Source organism: Streptomyces sp. ISL-1 (genome assembly GCF_018614585.1).
GTDB lineage: Bacteria > Actinomycetota > Actinomycetes > Streptomycetales > Streptomycetaceae > Streptomyces > Streptomyces maoxianensis.
The window spans coordinates 1-18,543 of record NZ_JAGGOI010000029.1 but is presented as its reverse complement, the minus strand read 5'-3'; the positions used below and the strand labels follow the sequence as shown (position 1 = coordinate 18,543).

Sequence of the window (18,543 nt, the reverse complement as noted above, 5' to 3'; positions counted from 1 at the left end):
GGACGTGGCCTGTTGAATAGGCGGTCGTGTCCCTGCGCTCCCTGATCACCATGCCTCGTATGCTCCGCCACGGCTCGGCCGTGGGCGCCGATCTGCCGCCCGACGAGGCAGTCACCGTCGATGCCGTCGCCGACCCCACTCTGCGGGCCGCGCTGGCCGCCGCCGCGAGCGGCGATGCCGGCCCCGCCCGCGAACTGCTCGCGCAGACCCGGCTCGACGCCCAGTGGGAGCGCCGCAGTGGGTGCGTCTCCGAGCTGGCCGAATGCGCCCTGCACAGTCCGGGCTGGCTGGAGGGCTGGCTGGCCGCTTCGCCCGAGGACCCCGACGCGATGCTGGTGAAGGCGGATCTCTGCATCCAGCAGGCCTGGGAGATACGTACCGGCCACCGCGCCAGCCATGTCTCCGAGGATCAGTTCCGCGCCTTCTTCACGCTCCTCGAGGATGCCGTTCCGGTGATCGCCGCCGCGGCCGAGCTGAATCCCACCGATCCGGTGCCCTGGGAGGTCGCGCTCACGCATGCCCGCGGCATCCAGGCCCCCCGGGAGGTCTTCGACACGTACTGGGCACAGGCCGTGGCCAGGGCCCCGCACCACTACGGCTGCCACGCGACCGCCCTGCAGTACCTGTGCGACAAGTGGTACGGCTCGCACGAGGAGATGTTCGCCTTCGCCGAGCGGGCCGCCGAGGGGGCGCTGCCCGGCTCGAAGCTGCACGCGCTGCCGCTGATGGCCGCCGTGGAGTACGAGGTCGTCTCCGACGACTCCACCGAAGACGGCCCGATCGGCCGCGCCCGGGTCGAGGCGGCGGTCACCCGCGCGCTGGAGCTCTCCAGTTGGTACGAGCCGGGCGACCCCGACGCCGCGGGCTTCCGTAATCACCTGGCCCTGATGCTGATCTTCGCCGAGCGCTGGACCGAGGCCCTGGAGGTGTTCCGGGCGATCGGCGTGCACGCGCGCAGCTTCCCGTGGGGGTACGTCGGCGAGGCCCGCAAGGAGTTCCTCGAGTTCCGCCTTGGCGTACGGATGCAGGTCGCGTCGCAGACCCCGTTCTTCGGCCGCCCGCAGCCCACGACCCCGACGGCCGCCGCCTCCGTCCCGGCGCCGCGCTCGCTCGCGATAGCCGCGGCCCCGCCGCACGAGGTCGCCGAGGCGGCATTGATGTGCGGCGTCTCGCTCCGGATCGCCCCGGCACCGTCCCGGATGAGTTACGTCGAGCTGGTCCCCGACCCCTCCCCCGGCAGACGGGCGACCCTCGCGGCCGGGGAAGAGCTGCTGACGGCCGTCGCCGACAACTTCACCACCGGCGAGAAGTGGCCCGCGCTGGTGCTGCGCCGCACCGACGACCGCTACGGCTTCACACTCTTCCTCAAGGGCAAGCCGGTCGCCTCCCACCTGTGGGACCCGTCCGCCCCGGTCACCGGCCACACCGAGGCCACGGCCACCGCGCAGGCCCTCGCGGCCGTCTTCCCGGTCCCCGACCCACGCCCGCTTCTCACCCTGCTGCGCGGCACGAACGACCCGGCCCGCCGCCAGTCGGAGCTGGTCACGGCGCTCAAGCTGCCCTTGGTCCCGGCCGGCTTCGGCGAGCGGGACGAGATCCTGGCCGACTTTCCCGGAGCCCAACTCCTCGCCCGGCGCGGGGTGTTCAAGGGCATCCGCGACACCATGTCGACGGACCTGGGCACCCCCGCCATCCCGGTCCCCCGCCCGAGGCGCTGGTGGGTGCTGCGCATCGCGGCCCTGACGGTCATGGTCCCGACGGCGGTGTACGGCTGGTGGTCGCCGGACGTTGGCTGGTACCGCACGGTGGTCCCCACGGCGGCGTCACTCTTCTACACGCTCCAGCTGCGGAAGGCGTGGGCCCAGCGACGCTGAGCGGTCGGCGGGCTTCTGCTCTCCGGCGGGCGCGACCGATTCGTCGATCCAGTCGTCCGCTTTGGCCCCGGTCGCCGTGACCCCGCGGGCCGCTCCAGGGGCCGACGTATGCTCGCGTGGCAAACCGCGCACCGGAAGGCAGAACAGTGAATTACAGGGTCCAGCCCACCGCCCAGGTCGACGAGAGCGCCGAGATCGGCGCCGGGAGCAGCGTCTGGGAGCTCGCCCAGATCCGCGAGGGCGCGCGGCTCGGCGAGGGCTGTGTAGTGGGGCGGGGCGCCTACGTCGGCACCGGCGTCACGATGGGCGACAACTGCAAGCTGCAGAACTACGCGCTGGTCTATGAGCCCGCCGAGCTCGGCGACGGTGTCTTCATCGGCCCCGCCGTGGTGCTCACCAACGACCACAACCCGCGTTCCGTCGACCCCGAGGGCAAGCAGAAGCGCGGTGGCGACTGGCAGGCCGTCGGTGTGCAGATCGCCGACGGTGCCTCGATCGGCGCGCGTTCGGTGTGTGTCGCCCCGGTGCGGATCGGGCGCTGGTCCATGGTCGCGGCGGGCGCCGTCGTCACCAAGGACGTACCGGACTTCGCGCTGGTCGTCGGCGTGCCGGCGCGGCAGATCGGCTGGGTCGGCAAGGTCGGTGTCCGTCTGGTGGAGCGCGCGGACGAGTCCGGCGTGTGGGAGTGCCCGCAGACCGGCGCGTTGTACGTGGAGAAGGACGGCGTCCTCGACGAGCGGAGCTGACACCTGACGGTGATGCGGCCGGAACCGGCACCCGTCAGCTCGACGACCGGAACGGGCACCCGTCAGCTCGATGGCCGGAACGGGCACCCGTCGGCTACGACCGAGTCCGGCACCTGTCCGGCTCGGCGACCCGATCCCGCACCCGTCCGGCTCCCCGCCACCTCTCCCCCACCCTCTCCTCGCCGCAGAGTCCGCCCCGGGCTTCGATACCCTGGGGCCCTGCGTCATGTTGTGCGAAGGGAACCAGATGAAAAGCCACGTGCTCTATCTCGCGCTCGGAACGTACCGGGTACGGGCAGCACGCGAGCATGTCAAGGAACTTGCGTCCTCCGGCTCGCCGGTCGTCCTGGTCGTCGCGGACGGCGAGGAGTGGGCGGAGACCGCCGACGAGCTCTCGCGCCTGGACGGCGTGGAAGTCGTACGCCTCCCCCTCGACAAGCACGGCTCGGCATGGCCCGCCGCGAAGAAGCTGGTCGGCAACAAGTCGGGGCCCTTCGCCACGGCCGAGCGGCTGATCGCCGGTGACGCGCACGCACTGCCGGCGGCCTGGGCGACCACCCGGCGGCGCCCGGAGCTCACGCTCGAGCTGGAGCCCGCGAACACGGACGGTCACACCGCGCAGCCTTCGGACCTCGCCGTGATCACCCCCTGGTACCCCTCGCCGAACAACCCGTACGCCGGTTCGTTCGTCCAGGCGATGACGGCAGCGGTGGCCGGCCAGTTCGGCCGGGTCACCGTCATCCACACCGAGGACTGGTCGGGCCGGGCGCACCCCGCGCTGAACGACGCGATCAAGGTCACCGTGAACCGCCTCCAGGAGCGCTCGGACCTCATCCCCGTCGTGGAGTCGGCGGAAGGCACCGTCGTCCGGGTCCCCGTGCCCCTCACCCACCGCAAGAACTACGGCCCCTGGGTCGCCGCCCAGGAGGAGGCGCTGCTCCCCGCGCTGCCCACGGGCAAGATCGAGGCCCCCCTCGTCCACGCCCACACCGGCGTCTACGGCGGTGTGCTGGCCCTCCACCTGGCCAGGCCCGACGCGCGCGTGGTCGTCACCGAGCACTCCTCGTTCCTCGAGAAGGTCTTCGCGCAGCCCGCCGCCCGGGAGCTGTACGGCGAGGTGCTGGAGCGGGCTGACGCGTTCCTGTGCGTCAGCACCCGGCTTCGGGATCAGATCGCCGCGGAGTTCCCGGCGTACGCGCACAAGCTCAGCGTCGTACCGAACATGATCGACTTCGATCGCTTCACGCCCGGCCCGGAGCGCTCGGCCGAGCTGCTCAGCTGGCTGTACGTCGGCCGGCTTATCAAGCCGAAGGGCGTCGACGAGCTGCTCGAAGCCTTCGCCCTGGTGGCGAAGAAGGAGCCGCGGGCGACGCTCACCCTGGTCGGCCACGGTGCCCGTGAGGAGGACCTCATCGCCCGCGTCGACGAGCTCGGCCTCGGCGACCGCGTCAGCATCCTGCCGCCCGTGTCCCCCGAGGACGTCAACGCGCTGATGCACAAGCACGATCTGCTCGTGCACGCGAGCAAGGGCGAGACGTTCGGTATGACGGTCGTGGAGGCCGTCGCCGCCGGCCTGCCCGTCCTCGCCACACGCAGCGGCGGCCCGCAGGAGAGTCTGGCCGGCATCGAGTCCAAGGCCGGCGCGTTCATGGACGTCAGCGAGGACCCCAGGGTCATCGCCGACGCCTACTGGCAGCTGCGGCAGGACGCGGCCGGGATCGACCTGTCGGCGGCCCGCGAGGTTCTGGAGACCCGGTACGGCACCGAGGCGGTGGCCAAGCAGCTCATCTCGGTCTACGAGGGCACCCCGCTGCCCGCCGCGGAGGTGCCCCTCCCGGCCTTGGCCGAGCGGCCCGAGCAGCCCGAGCAGCCTGCCCAGATCGCCGCGACGGTCGCCGAGAAGCAGGACGAGAAGGCCCCTGAGAGCACCGAGCCGGTCGGCCGCGCGGTCATCCTCGCCCTGACCCCGCCCGGCAAGCCGCGCCGTATCGTCGACTTCGCCAACTACCTGACCGAGGTGGGCGTCGAGGTCACCGTGGTGTCGGGCAGGGCGGGCCAGTTCTGGCAGCGCGCGCAGCTTGACTCCCGAGTCCCCGTGGTGAGCATCGAGGACGCCGAGAAGAAGCTGCGCATCCCGCGCGGCGAGCGCTTCCTCGTCTACCGCGCCCCTCGCGCGGTGCTGCGCAGGGCCCGCAGGGTGGCCGCGCGTAACCGCAAGTCCATCTCCCCCGAGCTCGCCGTCGCGTCCGTCCAGCGGGCGCACACCAGGGCGGCCAACGCCTTCCACAAGAAGATCTTCAACCGTGGATACCGGGAGATCCGGCCGCAGTTGCTGTCCCGTGTGGCAAAGCGCGTCGCCCTTCCGGAGGTGCGGCTCGACCTCGCGGACCATGTGTTCGTGAGCGACATCAACTCCACGGTGACGGGCTGGAAGTGGGCCAAGGCCCACCCGCACCTCACCGTCACCATGCACATGGACCGGGAGATCTACGCCCCGAAGGACGAGTAGGCGCCGATGCCGACGGCGAAGGCCCCGACCGGAACTCCGGTCGGGGCCTTCGCCGTTGGCGGCTCCGGATCAGTCTCCGGATCAGTCTCCGGATCAGTTCTCGAATCAGCCCGCGAATCAGCCCGCGGAACGGTGCTCGGAGGGGTCCTCGGATCGGTCCTCGCGGCCGACGATGGTCCGCAGCCGCTCCTCGAAGGGCTTGAGCACGGCGTCGCGCTGGTACATGTCCGCGTGACTGCGCGCGATCTCGCGCTGCTCCGGCGTCAGATCACGCGCGGCCTTGCCCGCCGCGACCATCGAGGCCGCCAGCTCGTCCACGTCCAGGCTGTTGGCGTTGAACCACAGCGGGTAGCCATCGAGCACGTCCTGGGCGGCGATGCCCGGCGCGTGCACAGAGACGATCGGGTGCCCGAAGGCCATGTACTCGAAGATCTTGCCCGAGGTCACGTACTTGCCGCCGCCGGCCAGGAAGACCAGCACGTCCGCGTCCTCGTAGACCTTGCCGACCTCCGTCTTGGAGACCGGTCCGCAGTAGCGCAGTCCGGTGTCCTCGGCCCCGTTCTCGGCAGCCTCGTCGTCCAGGCCGAGCTTCTTCTTCAGCGTCGCCGGGCTGTTCTTGAAGAAGCCGAGGTGGCCGTGGATCTGCAGCTCGGCGTCCGCCAGATCGGGATGACGGCGCGCGATCTTGAACGCCTCGGCCATCTCCTCGACGGGCTGCTTGACGGTGAGCGTGCCGAGGTACGCGAACTTCAGCGGCCGCTGCCCGTTGGCAGAAGGCTGCTCGGTCGCGGGCGCCTCGGCCCCGGCAGCCGCCGGGACCTCCTCGGCCGGCTCGGGGGCCGCCGGAATGACGTCCGCGTCCCAGCCGTTCGGGACCACCATCATGCGGTCCGCGACCTCCGGGTACCGCTCCGCGTGCCAGCCCCGCAGCGCCTCGTTCACGAACACCGACGCCGACGCCTTGCCCAGCATCCGCTTCTCCCAGGCCCACGCGATGTGGCCCTTGGGGAAGGCGGGCTCGTCGTGGAACAGGTCCAGCGTCCACGAGTCGCGGTAGTCCATGACGTACGGCACACCCGTCAGCCGGTTGAACAGCCAGGCCGCACCGAACGACGCGAACGGGTTGCCGGTGGCGACGACGACATCGAAGCGCTTCTTGGAGTGCAGCTTCAGGGCGCGCACAACCGAGGCCCAGGCCCATGAGGAGTAGCGCTCCGGGAACAGCTTCGTCTGGCTGAACTGGTACACGCGCTTCGCCATCAGCGGGAAGCTGCGGCGCAGCCAGCTGAACTCACGCAGGTCCTGCTGCCAGGTGTACTGATTGAGCGAGGGCCGCTCGACCTGGATACGCGGGTCGACGGTCTCCGAGAGACCCTCGTCCACCGAGCCGATCCTCTTGTAGAGGAAGTCCAGCGGAGACGCGCAGACCGTGACGTCCCAGCCCTTCTCGACGAGGTGGTTCGCCGTCGCCCTGGCGCGGTACACACCACTCGCCCGGGAGGGCGGGAAGTAGAACGCCAGATAGAGCACGCGGGGGCGCCGGTCGCTGCGGTTCTTCATGGATCTTCCTCGGTGTTGAAATCAGCGAGCGGCTGAGGTCTGCGGGGTCTGCGGGGACACGTCGGAGTCGATGCCGTAGCAGACTCGGGGGACTGCCAGGCCGTCCGACTCCCACGCCTGAATCAGTTGTACGGCGCGGGGCACCGAAAGCGCATCGGCGACGACGAGCAGCTCCGGGCCCTTGCGCGGGCCGAAGTGGCGCCAGACCAACCGGTCGGAGACCCTCGGCCACACCCGGCGGTGCAGCGGAACGAAGACCCGCCGGTGGAGGCGGGCCGCCACGCGACGCTCGTACGCCTTGAGGGCTCGCTTCGCCTTGCCGGCCAGTGGGCCGCGGCCCGCGACTCGTACGACGAGCCTCGGTACACGGTAGAGCACCATGCGCTCCAGCCGCCGCGGCAGGTGGCGCGCCTCCAGGTCGTCGGCCGTCAGCAGCTCCACGCCGGGCTCGAAGCCCTGGTCGAGCCACGGTTTGCGCGCGCCTACCAGGACGACGGCCCGGCCGCCGCGCGCCACCACTTCCGCCGACTCTTCGACCACTGCGCGCTTGCGGGAGGCGCCGAGAGCCAGGAACAGGACCTGCATGTCACTCCATCACGGGGAGTCGGGGAACCAGAGACGGTAGTGCGCCTGGGCGACGGCCTCGTAGCCGTACTGCGCGGCCAGCTGCTCCTGGGCACGCTTCAGATCCAGACCGCTGCTGTCGAAGCGGCCGCGCAGGCGCCGGTAGCCGTCACTGATCGACTCGGCGTTCTCTTCCACATCAATGAGCTCGCCGGCCGCGTCCTCGATGCCGGCCAGCGTCTTCTCGGGTCCACCGCAGCGGGTCACAAGCACCGGCATTCCGGCGGCGATGCCCTCCACGATGGTCATGCCGAACGTCTCGTACCGGCTCGGGTGGACCAGCAGGTCGTGCTCGCGCATCAGGTCGAGCGCCTGCTCGTGCGGGATCGAACCGGGCAGGTCCACGGCGTCGCTCAGCCCGAGCTCGGCCACCCTCGCGGTCAGCGGCTTACGCAGCGGGCCCTCGCCGACCATCGTCAGCGTCAGCGTGGGGTCTTCGGCATGGCACTGGGCGAAGGCCTCGACCAGCCAGTTGACGCCCTTCAGCTCGACCATGCTGCCCAGGTAGAGCCACCTGCGCAGCTCGGTGACCGGGGCGGTGCGGCTCACGTCGAAGGCGATCGGGTTGGGGATGCGAAGGATCTTGTCCGCGTGGTGCGGGAACTGCTTGCCCAGCACCTCGGTGACCTTGTCGCCGACGGCGAAGAAGCCGGTGACCCGGGCCAGCAGCTCGTCGTAGAGCTCGACGGCCTCGGGGTCCTGGAAGACCCGCTCGAGGAACGAGGCGTGCTCGGTGACGAAGACCTTCGCGTCGGGGCGGGCGTTCTGCACGGCGGCCCAGCCGCTCGGCAGCCCGACATGGGCATGGACGACAGCGGCGTCGATGGGCTTGTTGCCGAGGGCCGCGCGCAGCTGGCGTTCGTGGTTGCGGGACTGGGCGCCGTAGTCCTGGCCGCGCGGGGTGGTGACGGGGAAGTGCACCAGATCGGCGCCGCCGGCGGTGGGCACGCGGTGTGCGGCACGGGTCACGAGTTTGCCATTGGCCGCTTCCACCGCTTGGGTGGTGGTGGCGTCCATCGGGGCGACCCAGGGGTCACAGTGATAAACCACGAAGCTGTCACAGCCCGGGGCCGTCGCACCGACCATTGCCTGGACGAAGGAACCTCGGAAAGGCAGCTCACGTGTGGGGTACCACGGCGTGACCACGGCCGCATCCCTGGATGCTGCCTCTTTCATTACCGACTTCCTCCCCGGAGCACACGTCGAGGCGTCACTTTATCATCGGACGGAATTCGGTCTCCGGCCCAGCCGGAGGCCCGTACCCAAGGTATCGAGGAGCAGTTCACCGTGAAGGTCATCAGCGTCGTCGGAGCTCGTCCCCAATTGGTCAAACTCGCACCGATCGCCGCTGCGTTCGCGGAGACCGACCACCAGCATGTGATTGTTCATACAGGCCAGCATTACGACGCCGACCTGTCCGACGTCTTCTTCTCCGGCCTCGGTATTCCGGACCCGGATGTCCACCTCGGCATCGGCTCGGGCAGCCACGGCGTCCAGACCGGCGGTGTGCTCACGGCGATGGACCCGGTCCTCGACGCCGAGCAGCCCGACTGGGTCCTGGTGTACGGCGACACGAACTCCACGCTGGCCGGCGCGCTGTCGGCGGTGAAGATGCACTTCCCCGTCGCGCACCTGGAGGCAGGGCTGCGCTCCTTCAACCGCCGGATGCCTGAGGAGCACAACCGCATCCTCACCGACCACGCGGCCGACCTGCTGCTCGCGCCGACCGAGGAGGCCATGCGCCACCTGTCGGCCGAGGGCCTGGCCGGGCGCTCCGTGCTCGCCGGTGACGTGATGGTCGACGTGTGCCTGCGGATCAGGGACGCGGTGCTGGCCGGCGAGCACCCCGAGCCGGTGCTGCCGGAGGGCATCGACCCCAAGGCGCCGTACCTGCTCGCCACGCTGCACCGGCCGGACAACACCGACGACCCGAAGCGGCTCGCGGCGATCGTCGACTCGCTCGCGAATCTGCCGGTGCCGGTGGCCCTGCTGGCGCACCCGCGCCTCGTCGTGCGCGCCGAGGAGCACGGCATCAAGCTGAACCAGGGCTCGCTCCACTCGGGCCGTCCGCTGCCGTACGCGGGGCTGGTCGCCGCCGTCCTCGGCTCGGCCGGTGTGGTCACGGACTCGGGCGGTCTGCAGAAGGAGGCGTTCCTGCTGGACCGCGTCTGCACCACGATCCGCCCGGAGACCGAGTGGGTCGAGACGATCGAGGGCGGCTGGAACCAGCTTGTCCCGAACCCGCATGAGCTGGGCGCTGCCGACTGGGCCGCGATCGCCACTCGCCCGGCCCCGGCGGCCGAGCGCGGCACTCCCTACGGCGACGGCCGGGCGGCCCACCGCGTGGTGGAGTTCCTGGAGCAGCACAAGCGCTAGTACGTACGACGAAGGCCCTGCTCACCTCCAGGAGGTGAGCAGGGCCTTCGTCTTGGTACATCAGCCATCAATTGAGGAACCCCAACGGCGCCCGGCCACCTCCGCGAAAGCGGCGCCGGCTTAGGCGCAAAAACAGCGCGTCAGCCGCCGATGACGACCCGGCGTACGCCTTCCCAGCGCTTCGGGTCGGTGGTGCGCCGACCGTCGACCAGGACGCGGACGTCCGGCAGGTCGGCGGCGGCCAGCTCGCGGTACTCGGCGTGGTCGGCCTGCAGGATCGCGGCTGTGACGGCCTGGCCCTCGTGCGGGGTCAGCCCGTGCGCGGTGAGCTCCTCGGCCGTGTACATCGGGTCCGACACGAAGGGGACGGCCCCGCGCGCCTTGAGCGCCTCGACGGTCGGGAAGACGCCGGAGAAGGCCGTCTCCTTCACGCCGCCGCGGTAGGCGGCACCGAGCACCAGCACGCCCGCGCCGTCCAGGTCGCCGTAGGCGGCGGCCAGCAGGTCGACGGCGTACTCGGGCATGGCGGCGTTCGCCTCGCGCGCCGAGCGCACGACGGTGGCCTCCGGGTCGTTCCACAGGTACATCCGCGGGTAGATCGGGATGCAGTGGCCGCCAACCGCGATGCCGGGCTGGTGGATGTGGCTGTAGGGCTGCGAGTTGCAGGCCTCGATGACCTTCTTGACGTCGATGTCGTTCTTGTCGGCGAACCGCGCGAACTGGTTCGCCAGGCCGATGTTGACATCGCGGTAGGTGGTCTCGGCGAGCTTCGCCAGCTCGGATGCCTCGGCAGTGCCCAGGTCCCAGACTCCATTCGGCTGCGCCAGGTCGGCACGCTCGTCGAAGTCCAGCACCTGCTCGTAGAACTCCACGCCGTGCTTGGCCGAGGCCTCGTCGATGCCGCCGACGAGCTTGGGGTAGCGGCGCAGGTCGGCGAAGACACGGCCGGTGAGCACCCGCTCCGGCGAGAAGACCAGGTGGAAGTCCTTGCCCGCGGTGAGTCCGGAGCCCTGCTCCAGCATCGGGGCCCAGCGGGTGCGGGTGGTGCCGACCGGCAGGGTGGTCTCGTACGAGACGAGGGTGCCCGGCTTGAGACCGGCGGCAATCGCCTTGGTCGCGGAGTCCATCCAGCCGAAGTCCGGGACGCCCTCGGCATCCACGAACAGCGGGACGACGACCACGACGACGTCGGACTCGGCGACTGCGGCCGCGGTGTCGGTGGTCGCGGTCAGCAGCCCGGCGCCGACGGTCTCCTTGAGCAGACGGTCGAGGTCGTGCTCACCGGGGAACGGCTCGGAGCCGGCGTTGACCAGCTCGACGACCTTCTCGTTGACATCGGCGCCGATGACCCGGTGGCCCTTGGCGGCGAACTGCACGGCGAGCGGAAGCCCGATCTTGCCGAGCGCGACTACACAGATATTCATCGGGATACTTTCCTCTTCAACCGGACCAGCAGGGGTCGCACACGCGACCACCATCTATTCGCGGGCGGGAACAGCAGGCCGGTCAGAACGACCATCCGGCCCTTGTTGTTCACGCGCGCCGCCACTCGATACGGGGTGCCACTGCGCCAGCGCCGGGCCAGCGGCATCGGCTTGTCCGTGCCGCGCACCGGGATCTCGTACGTCCAGCCTGCGACATCCACGTAGAGACGCACGCCCAGCTGGGCCTGGCGGGGCTCTATCGGGATGCACGCACGGATCACCGTGCCGACTCCGTCAGCAGCGACTTCCTGGGTGAACTCGCCCACGGGTGCGGGGAGTTCATGACCGGCGGGCAATCTGCGGGCGCCGGCCTTGTCCGCGCTCCTGGGCATCGAGCCCTGGATGAGGCGGATGACGGCCGACTCGGTGTCGCCGGTGAGCGCGGTGCGTACCGCGATGGCCAGGGACAGATCGTCGCCGCTCTGCTCCCACTGCGCCGAGACGAACTCGGTGCCCGCCGAGAGCCGGCCGGGCACCGACTCCCCGATCAGCTCGAAGACCCGGTCGGGGATGTTCAGCGCGGGGTCCCTGAAGCCCGGGTACCGGGCGAAGGCCCGGTCGTCCTCCAGGTGGAACGGCGGTGCGCCGTTCGCCTCCTCGTCCACGATGGCCGCGACGAGCTCGTCCACGGCGCCGCGCTGGGCCAGGGCGAGCCTGACCCGCCGCGTGACCGGCAGGGAGTCGCGCAGTGGGTCGGTGAGGTACTCGTCGGCCAGACCGGCGATTCCGGCGCACACCTCGCGCCTGGTCTGCGGGTCGAGCGCCGGGAAGTCGGCCTGGATGAGCTTGGAGATCTCCCAGTTGAAGTGGCGCTTGAAGACGGTGTCCCGCTGCGGCCCGGGCTCGATGAGTCCGGCCGCGTGCTTCATGATCTTCGCGGTGCAGCGCAGCCGCGCCAGATGGTCGGCGCGGTATGTGATGTTGCTCGCGTCCCCGCGCTTCACCGCGTAGTAGTACGTGTAGTCCGCGAGCACCGAGATCTTCGAGGCCCGCACGCACGCCTCGACGGTGAACGGCTGGTCGCTGCCGACCGGCAGGTCCTCGGGGAAGCGCAGCTTGTACTTCTCCACCAGCTCGCGGCGGAACAGCTTGGTGTTGGCCAGCGTGTACGGCAGCGCCGAGTCGTACAGGCTGACGTCCGGGTCGCTCTTCTTGTAGAGCGCCTGGTGCACATAGCGGCCGTTGGTGCCGACCATCTTGCCGACCACGACGTCCGAGTCGTGCTTGTCGGCACAGGCCACCATCCGCGCCAACGCCTCTTTGCCGAGGTGGTCGTCGGAGCCGATGAAGTAGACGTAACGTCCGGTGGCCACGTCCAGCGCCCTGTTGCTGGGCGCGGCCGGGCCACCGGAGTTCGCCTGGTGGATCACCTTGACGGTGTCCGGGTACTTCTTGGCGTAGCGGTCGAGCTCCGCCCCGCTGTCGTCCGTGGAGCCGTCGTCGACGGCCACGATCTCGAGCCTGTCCAGGCCAATGCTCTGCCCGACAAGGGAGTTAAGGCATTCCGTCAGATACGGCATCGTGTTGTACACGGCGACGACGACGGTGACATCAGGACTGGTCAAGGCTCCTCGCCCTACTGGGCCGCGGCGTGCGCGGAGAGATCGACTGTGGTGCCGCTGGCGGCTGACTGCAGCACGGCTGCTGCCACCTCTACCGTACGAAGTCCCTGGCGCAGCGTGCAGATGTCGCTGGACTTGCCAAGGACAGCGTCGCGGAAGAGCTCGTGCTCGACCAGCAGCGGCTCGCGCTTCGGGATGGCGTAACGAATCATGTCGCCCTCGGCGACACCGCGGAACGCCTGCAGCGCCTCCCACTCGGTGGCCTGGGCGGCGTTCGAGTAGAAGGTCAGGTCGGCGGTGAGGGTGTCCGCGATGAAGCAGCCCTTCTCACCGGTGACCGAGGTGAACCGCTCCTTGAGCGGGCTCAGCCAGTTGACCAGGTGGTTGACCATGGTGCCGTCGGAGAGCTGGCCGACCGCGGAGACCATGTCCTCGTGCGGACGGCCCGACTTGGAGACCGTGCGCGCCGAGATCGACGTGTACGTCTGGCCGGTCACCCATCCGGTGAGGTCGATGTCGTGGGTGGCGAGGTCCTTGACCACGCCGACATCGGCGATGCGGTGCGGGAAGGGGCCCTGGCGGCGGGTGACGACCTGGTAGACGTCACCGAGCTCGCCGGCCTCCAGGCGCTGGCGCAGCGAGCGCAGCGCCGGGTTGCAGCGCTCGATGTGGCCGACGCCCGCCACCAGGCCGCGCGACTCGAAGGCCTCGACGAGCCTGCGGGCGCCGTCCACGGTGTCCGCGACGGGCTTCTCGACCAGCGCGCCGACACCGGCCTCGGCCAGCTTGAGGCCGACTTCCTCGTGCAGCGCGGTCGGGCAGGCCACGACGGCGTAGTCGACGCCGAGCGAGATCAGCTCTTCGACGGTCGACAGCACGGGGACGCCCTGCGCCCAGCCGTTCTTGTCACCCATCGGGTCGACGACGGCGACGAGTTCGACGCCTTCCAGGCCGGCGAGTACGCGGGCGTGGTGGCGACCCATCGAGCCGAGGCCGATCAGGCCGGCCCGCAGTCTCTGGGCGGTGGTCACAGGTTCTCTCCAAGCTCGTTCACGGCGGCGACGATGCGCTCGAGGTCCTCCGCGGTGAGCGAAGGGTGCACCGGAAGCGAGAAGACCTCGGCGGCCGCACGCTCGGTCTCGGGCAGGTCCCAGTTGCGGCCGGCCTTCTGGTCCGGCTCCCAGTACGGCTTCAGCCGGTGGATCGGGGTCGGGTAGTAGACGGCGTTGCCGACACCCGCCTCGGTGAGCTTCGCCATCGCGGCGTCGCGGTCCCCGCTGATGCGGACCGTGTACTGGTGGTAGATGTGGCGCGCGCCCTCGGCGACCGTCGGGGTCTGCACATTCGGCGCGGTGATGTTCTCGGTGAGGTACGCGGCGTTGGCGATGCGCTGCTCGGTCCAGCCGCCCAGCTTCGCGAGCTGTACGCGGCCGACTGCGGCGGCGACGTCCGTCATACGCATGTTGGCGCCGACGATCTCGTTGGCGTACCGCTGCTCCATGCCCTGGTTGCGCAGCAGGCGCAGGGTGCGGGCGATCTCGGCGTCACCCGTGGAGATCATGCCGCCCTCGAGGGAGTGCATGTTCTTGGTCGGGTAGAAGCTGAAGGTGCCGCCGGAACCGAACGCGCCGACGGGGGTGCCGTTCAGCGCCGCCGCGTGCGCCTGGCAGGCGTCCTCGACGACGGCCAGCTTGTGCTTGGCGGCGATGGGCATGATCTTGTCCATCGCGGCCGGGTGGCCGTACAGGTGCACTGGCATGATCGCGGCGGTGCGAGGCGTGATGGCGGCCTCGACGGCCGCCGGGTCCAGGCCGTAGGAGCCGGGCTCGATGTCGGCGAAGACGACATCGGCGCCGACCAGGCGGACCGCGTTCGCCGATGCGGCGAACGAGAACGATGGAACGATTACTTCGTCACCCGGGCCGATGCCCAAAGCCAGCAGAAGGAGGTGCAGCGCGGAGGTACCCGAGTTGACGGCCACACAGTGGCGCCCCTCGACGAGCTCCGAGAAGCCCTCCTCGAACGCTGCGACCTCAGGGCCCTGTACGACCCTTCCGCTGCGCAGTACGCGTACCACGGCCTCGATTTCTTCCTCACCGATAACCGGGCGGGCAGCGGGAATGGGCTGCTGATTGCTGCTCGTCATTGGACGTCCTCCTTGAACACCGCAAGAGCTCTTTGTGGCAGAGGTCAGGGGCGGAGCGGACGTCTCGCGAGGCCGCGCACACCCCTCCGGCGCAAGCCAACGCCCTACCGAGGATCTGGGACCGGTCTTGTCCCGAACCGGGCCGGTCACCCACCGTAGTCTCCGGAAACGGGGCACTCACCCGGCAGCGACCGCCGTCACATTATCAGGGATTTCCTAGTCAATTTCGGGGCTGTTAACGGAGCACTGCATCGATTCAGCGACAAACAGCGTGTCCCACCCCGCAAGCTGCGAGGTGGGACACGATCCGTTCACTGAGGGCTCATCAACTGTTCAGCTCTCTGTGGACGCCGTCACAGAGGGCAGCGTCTGCTGCTCGGCCGCGGCGGTCTTCTTCGCATCGGCCTTCTTGGCGGTCGTCTTCTTCGCCGCGGTCTTCTTGGCCGCCGTCTTCTTGGTGGCGGCCTTCTTCGCGGTGGCCTTCTTGGCGGTCTTGCGAGCCGCCTTCTTGGCCGGGGCGGCCTCTTCCGCTGCCCTCGCCTCCTCGGTCTCGGCTGCCGTGGCGCTGCTCACCACGACGACCGCGGCCTCTTCCCCGCCCGAAGGCGAGCCGGCGGGGGCGGTGACCTTGCGGGTCGCCCGGCGGCGGGCACGCGGCGGGGCCGCGACCGGAGCCTCCTCGGCGACCGGGGCCTCGGGAGCCTCAGGGGCGGCCTCGACAGGCGTCTCAGCCTTCGCCTCGATGACGACCTCCGCCTCGGCGGCCTGCGCCTCGGCAGCCTTCGGCGCACCGGCCGGAGCCGTCGCCTTACGGGTGGCCCGGCGGCGGCCACGGCCCGTCGGGGCCGCCTCCTCCACGGGAGCCGCGGGAGCCTCCGGCTCGGCGACCGGAGCCTCGGCCCTGGCCTCGATGACCACCTCGGCCTCTGCGGCCTTCGGCGCACCCGCCGGAGCGGTCGCCTTACGGGTCGCCCTGCGGCGGCCACGGCCGCGCGACGCGGCGGCCTCGGCCTCCGCGGCACTGCTGTACAGCTCCTCGTCCGGCACGAAAGTGTCCGACAGCGGCTCCGGCGCGGGCAGCTCGGCCGGGGCAGCCACCTCGGCGGCGACCTCCGCCTCGGTTTCGGCCTCGGTCATGTCCACGGCCTCGAGCTCGTGGACATGCTCCGCACCACCGCGGCCGCGCTTCTTGGAGCGCTTGCCACCGCCACCGCCACCGGCGACGGTCGGCTGCTCCATGTGCACGATCACGCCACGGCCGTTGCAGTGCACGCAGGTCTCGGAGAAGGACTCCAGCAGACCCTGGCCCACCCGCTTACGGGTCATCTGCACCAGGCCCAGCGAGGTGACCTCGGCCACCTGGTGCTTCGTACGGTCGCGGCCCAGGCACTCGAGCAGTCGCCGCATGACCAGGTCACGGTTGGATTCGAGCACCATGTCGATGAAGTCGACGACGACGATGCCGCCCAGGTCGCGCAGCCGCAGCTGGCGCACGATCTCCTCGGCCGCCTCCAGGTTGTTCCTGGTGACGGTCTCCTCGAGGTTGCCGCCCTGACCGGTGAACTTGCCGGTGTTGACGTCGACCACGACCATGGCCTCGGTCTTGTCGATCACCAACGAACCGCCGCTCGGCAGCCAGACCTTGCGGTCCAGCGCCTTCATCAGCTGCTCGTCGATCCGGGACGACGCGAAGACGTCGGTCTCGCTCGTCCACCGCTGCAGACGGTCGACCAGGTCCGGCGCGACGTGCGACACGTAGCCGTGGATGGTTTCCCACGCCTCGTCGCCGCTGACGACGACCTTGGAGAAGTCCTCGTTGAAGATGTCGCGGACGACCCGGACCGTCATGTCCGGCTCGCCGTAGAGCAGCGTCGGGGCATTGCCGTTCTTGGACTTCTTCTGGATCTCTTCCCACTGCCCCTGGAGCCGCTCGACGTCGCGGCGCAGCTCGTCCTCGCTCGCGCCCTCCGCGGCGGTACGGACGATGACGCCCGCGTCCTCGGGGACGATCTTCTTGAGGATGGTCTTCAGACGCGCGCGCTCGGTGTCGGGCAGCTTGCGGCTGATGCCGGTCATCGAGCCCTCGGGCACGTACACCAGGTAGCGGCCGGGCAGCGAGACCTGGCTGGTCAGGCGGGCGCCCTTGTGGCCGATCGGGTCCTTGGTCACCTGGACGAGGACCGACTGGCCGGACTTGAGGGCGACCTCGATACGGCGCGGGCCGTTCGCCATGCCCAGCGCTTCGAAGTTGACCTCACCGGCGTACAGGACGGCGTTGCGGCCCTTGCCGATGTCGACGAACGCGGCCTCCATGGACGGCAGTACGTTCTGCACCTTGCCCAGGTAGACGTTGCCGACGTACGAGGTCGCCTGCTCCTTGTTGACGTAGTGCTCGACGAGCACGTCGTCCTCGAGGACGCCGATCTGGGTGCGCTCGCCGCTCTGCCGGACGACCATCACGCGCTCGACCGCCTCGCGGCGGGCCAGGAACTCGGCCTCGGTGATGATCGGCACACGGCGGCGGCCCTGCTCGCGGCCCTCGCGGCGGCGCTGCTTCTTCGCCTCCAGACGGGTCGAGCCCTTGATGGACTGCACCTCGTCGGACGGCTCGTCGCTCTTCGGGCGCGCGGGGCGGGGCTCGCGGACCTTGACGACCGTGCGCTCAGGGTCCGTCGTACCCGTCTCGTCCTCGCCGCCCGAGTCACCGCTACGACGGCGGCGACGGCGACGGCGACGGCTGCTGGCGGTGCCGGCGGCAGAGGGAGTCTCGGTCTCGCCGTGCTCGTCGTCCTCCTCTTCCTGGACGTCCTCTTCCTGGACGTCCTCGGCGGCGGCCTCGTCACCCTGCTCATCCGAGGTCTCATCGGCGTCGGCGGGCTCGCCACGGCGACGGCGACGGCCACCACGGCGGCGACGGCGCGACGGGCGGTCCTCGAACTCGTCCGACTCCTCGCCCTCGGCGGCCTGCTCGGGCTCGGTCTCCTCCTCCGGCTCGGCATGCCGGGCGGCCCGCGCGGGGGTCTCGACGGGCTCGGCGGGCTCACCGCGGCGGCGGCGACGGCGACGGCCGGCGGGCTCCGGGGCCGCGGTCTCGGCAACCGGCTCGACGACGTCCTCGTCCGCTTCCGGCTCGGTGTCCACGGCAGCGGCGGCGGCCGCGGCGGCCGACTCCGGGGTCTGGAACATCGGCTCGGTGAAGACCGGGGCCTGGAACACAGCCATGGCGGGCCGGGCGGCACGGCGGCCGCGCGTGGGCGCCTCGGCCTTCTCGCTCTTCCCGGCCCTCTGGGCCTTGTCGCCCTTCTCGGCCTTCTCCGGGTGAGCGGCGGGCTCGGGGGATGCGGCGCGGCGGCGTGTACGGCCCCGGGTCGCCGCCTTCTCGGCTGCCGCGACCTCGGCCTCGTCGGAAGCGATCTGCGCGACCGCGCCGGCGGGCAGGCTCTCGCCCTCATCGGTGACGGCCTCGTCGGCCTGCGGGGCACCGGCGGGCGCGGTGGCCTTGCGACCGGCGCGACGACGGCTGCGGGCCGCCGGGGCGGTCTCCTCGGCGGCGGTCTCCTCGGCGGCGGCCTCCTGCTCGGTGGCCTCGGCCGTCTCCACGGCCTGCGGCGCACCGGCGGGCGCGGACGCCCGTCGACGGGCACGCGCACGCGGCGCGGGGG

The 18,543-nt window shown here is 70.5% G+C and carries 12 protein-coding genes; 4 read left to right on the top strand and 8 right to left on the bottom strand.

Annotation, left to right across the window (positions count from 1 at the left end):
• Positions 1–59: 59 nt before the first annotated feature.
• From J7E87_RS19730 to J7E87_RS19720, 3 genes are all read left to right on the top strand, one after another.
• Positions 60–1,874 carry a hypothetical protein gene (locus J7E87_RS19730; RefSeq protein WP_215095785.1) on the top strand — a complete coding sequence of 605 codons (1,815 nt, stop codon included), beginning with the start codon at positions 60–62 and terminating at the stop codon, positions 1,872–1,874.
• Between the two features lie 146 nt (positions 1,875–2,020).
• Positions 2,021–2,620, top strand: a complete 600-nt coding sequence (locus J7E87_RS19725; protein ID WP_215095783.1) for an acyltransferase — start codon at positions 2,021–2,023, stop codon at positions 2,618–2,620.
• 247 nt (positions 2,621–2,867) lie between these two features.
• Positions 2,868–5,129: a glycosyltransferase family 4 protein gene (locus tag J7E87_RS19720; protein WP_215095781.1), complete on the top strand. Its 2,262-nt coding sequence runs from the start codon at positions 2,868–2,870 to the stop codon at positions 5,127–5,129.
• Positions 5,130–5,246: 117 nt separating this feature from the next.
• On the opposite strand, the gene J7E87_RS19715 is transcribed toward J7E87_RS19720, so the two are convergent.
• Genes J7E87_RS19715 through J7E87_RS19705 form a run of 3 tightly spaced genes read right to left on the bottom strand, consistent with a single transcriptional unit; the run spans position 5,247 to position 8,330 of the window.
• Positions 5,247–6,689 carry a glycosyltransferase gene (locus J7E87_RS19715; RefSeq protein WP_215095779.1) on the bottom strand — a complete coding sequence of 481 codons (1,443 nt, stop codon included), beginning with the start codon at positions 6,687–6,689 and terminating at the stop codon, positions 5,247–5,249.
• Positions 6,690–6,710: 21 nt separating this feature from the next.
• Positions 6,711–7,274 carry a hypothetical protein gene (locus J7E87_RS19710; RefSeq protein ID WP_215095778.1) on the bottom strand — a complete coding sequence of 188 codons (564 nt, stop codon included), beginning with the start codon at positions 7,272–7,274 and terminating at the stop codon, positions 6,711–6,713.
• A 9-nt stretch (positions 7,275–7,283) separates the two neighbouring features.
• Positions 7,284–8,330 carry a glycosyltransferase family 4 protein gene (locus J7E87_RS19705; protein WP_251017705.1) on the bottom strand — a complete coding sequence of 349 codons (1,047 nt, stop codon included), beginning with the start codon at positions 8,328–8,330 and terminating at the stop codon, positions 7,284–7,286.
• 270 nt (positions 8,331–8,600) lie between these two features.
• On the opposite strand from J7E87_RS19705, the gene wecB reads away from it, so the two are divergent.
• Complete coding sequence (wecB, locus tag J7E87_RS19700; protein WP_215095776.1) at positions 8,601–9,689, top strand: non-hydrolyzing UDP-N-acetylglucosamine 2-epimerase; 1,089 nt, start codon at positions 8,601–8,603, stop codon at positions 9,687–9,689.
• A gap of 140 nt (positions 9,690–9,829) precedes the next feature.
• Here the strand turns inward: wecB and J7E87_RS19695 are convergent, their stop codons facing one another.
• The 5 genes from J7E87_RS19695 to J7E87_RS19675 all read right to left on the bottom strand — a co-directional run.
• The gene (locus tag J7E87_RS19695; RefSeq protein WP_215095774.1) at positions 9,830–11,113 is read right to left on the bottom strand and encodes a nucleotide sugar dehydrogenase; all 1,284 of its coding nucleotides are present in this window, start codon (positions 11,111–11,113) and stop codon (positions 9,830–9,832) included.
• Positions 11,110–12,738, bottom strand: coding sequence for a glycosyltransferase (locus J7E87_RS19690; protein ID WP_215095772.1), 1,629 nt, complete (start codon positions 12,736–12,738; stop codon positions 11,110–11,112). Before J7E87_RS19690 ends, J7E87_RS19695 begins: the two co-directional genes overlap by 4 nt.
• An 11-nt stretch (positions 12,739–12,749) precedes the next feature.
• Positions 12,750–13,766 (bottom strand): Gfo/Idh/MocA family protein, encoded by a 1,017-nt coding sequence (locus J7E87_RS19685; RefSeq protein WP_215095770.1) that lies wholly within the window; start codon positions 13,764–13,766, stop codon positions 12,750–12,752.
• Complete coding sequence (locus J7E87_RS19680; RefSeq protein WP_215095769.1) at positions 13,763–14,881, bottom strand: DegT/DnrJ/EryC1/StrS aminotransferase family protein; 1,119 nt, start codon at positions 14,879–14,881, stop codon at positions 13,763–13,765. Before J7E87_RS19680 ends, J7E87_RS19685 begins: the two co-directional genes overlap by 4 nt.
• Positions 14,882–15,214: 333 nt before the next feature.
• On the bottom strand, positions 15,215–18,543 hold a 3,329-nt coding region (locus J7E87_RS19675; RefSeq protein WP_215095767.1), incomplete at its 5' end, for an Rne/Rng family ribonuclease.

Excerpts from the sequence above, each read along its gene's own strand:
- J7E87_RS19695 (WP_215095774.1), bottom strand. The coding sequence starts at position 11,113 with ATGAATATCTGTGTAGTCGCGCTCGGCAAGATCGGGCTTCCGCTCGCC.
- J7E87_RS19680 (WP_215095769.1), bottom strand. The coding sequence starts at position 14,881 with ATGACGAGCAGCAATCAGCAGCCCATTCCCGCTGCCCGCCCGGTTATC.
- J7E87_RS19715 (WP_215095779.1), bottom strand. The coding sequence starts at position 6,689 with ATGAAGAACCGCAGCGACCGGCGCCCCCGCGTGCTCTATCTGGCGTTC.
- J7E87_RS19710 (WP_215095778.1), bottom strand. The coding sequence starts at position 7,274 with ATGCAGGTCCTGTTCCTGGCTCTCGGCGCCTCCCGCAAGCGCGCAGTG.
- J7E87_RS19705 (WP_251017705.1), bottom strand. The coding sequence starts at position 8,330 with ATGGACGCCACCACCACCCAAGCGGTGGAAGCGGCCAATGGCAAACTC.
- J7E87_RS19730 (WP_215095785.1), top strand. The coding sequence starts at position 60 with ATGCTCCGCCACGGCTCGGCCGTGGGCGCCGATCTGCCGCCCGACGAG.
- J7E87_RS19720 (WP_215095781.1), top strand. The coding sequence starts at position 2,868 with ATGAAAAGCCACGTGCTCTATCTCGCGCTCGGAACGTACCGGGTACGG.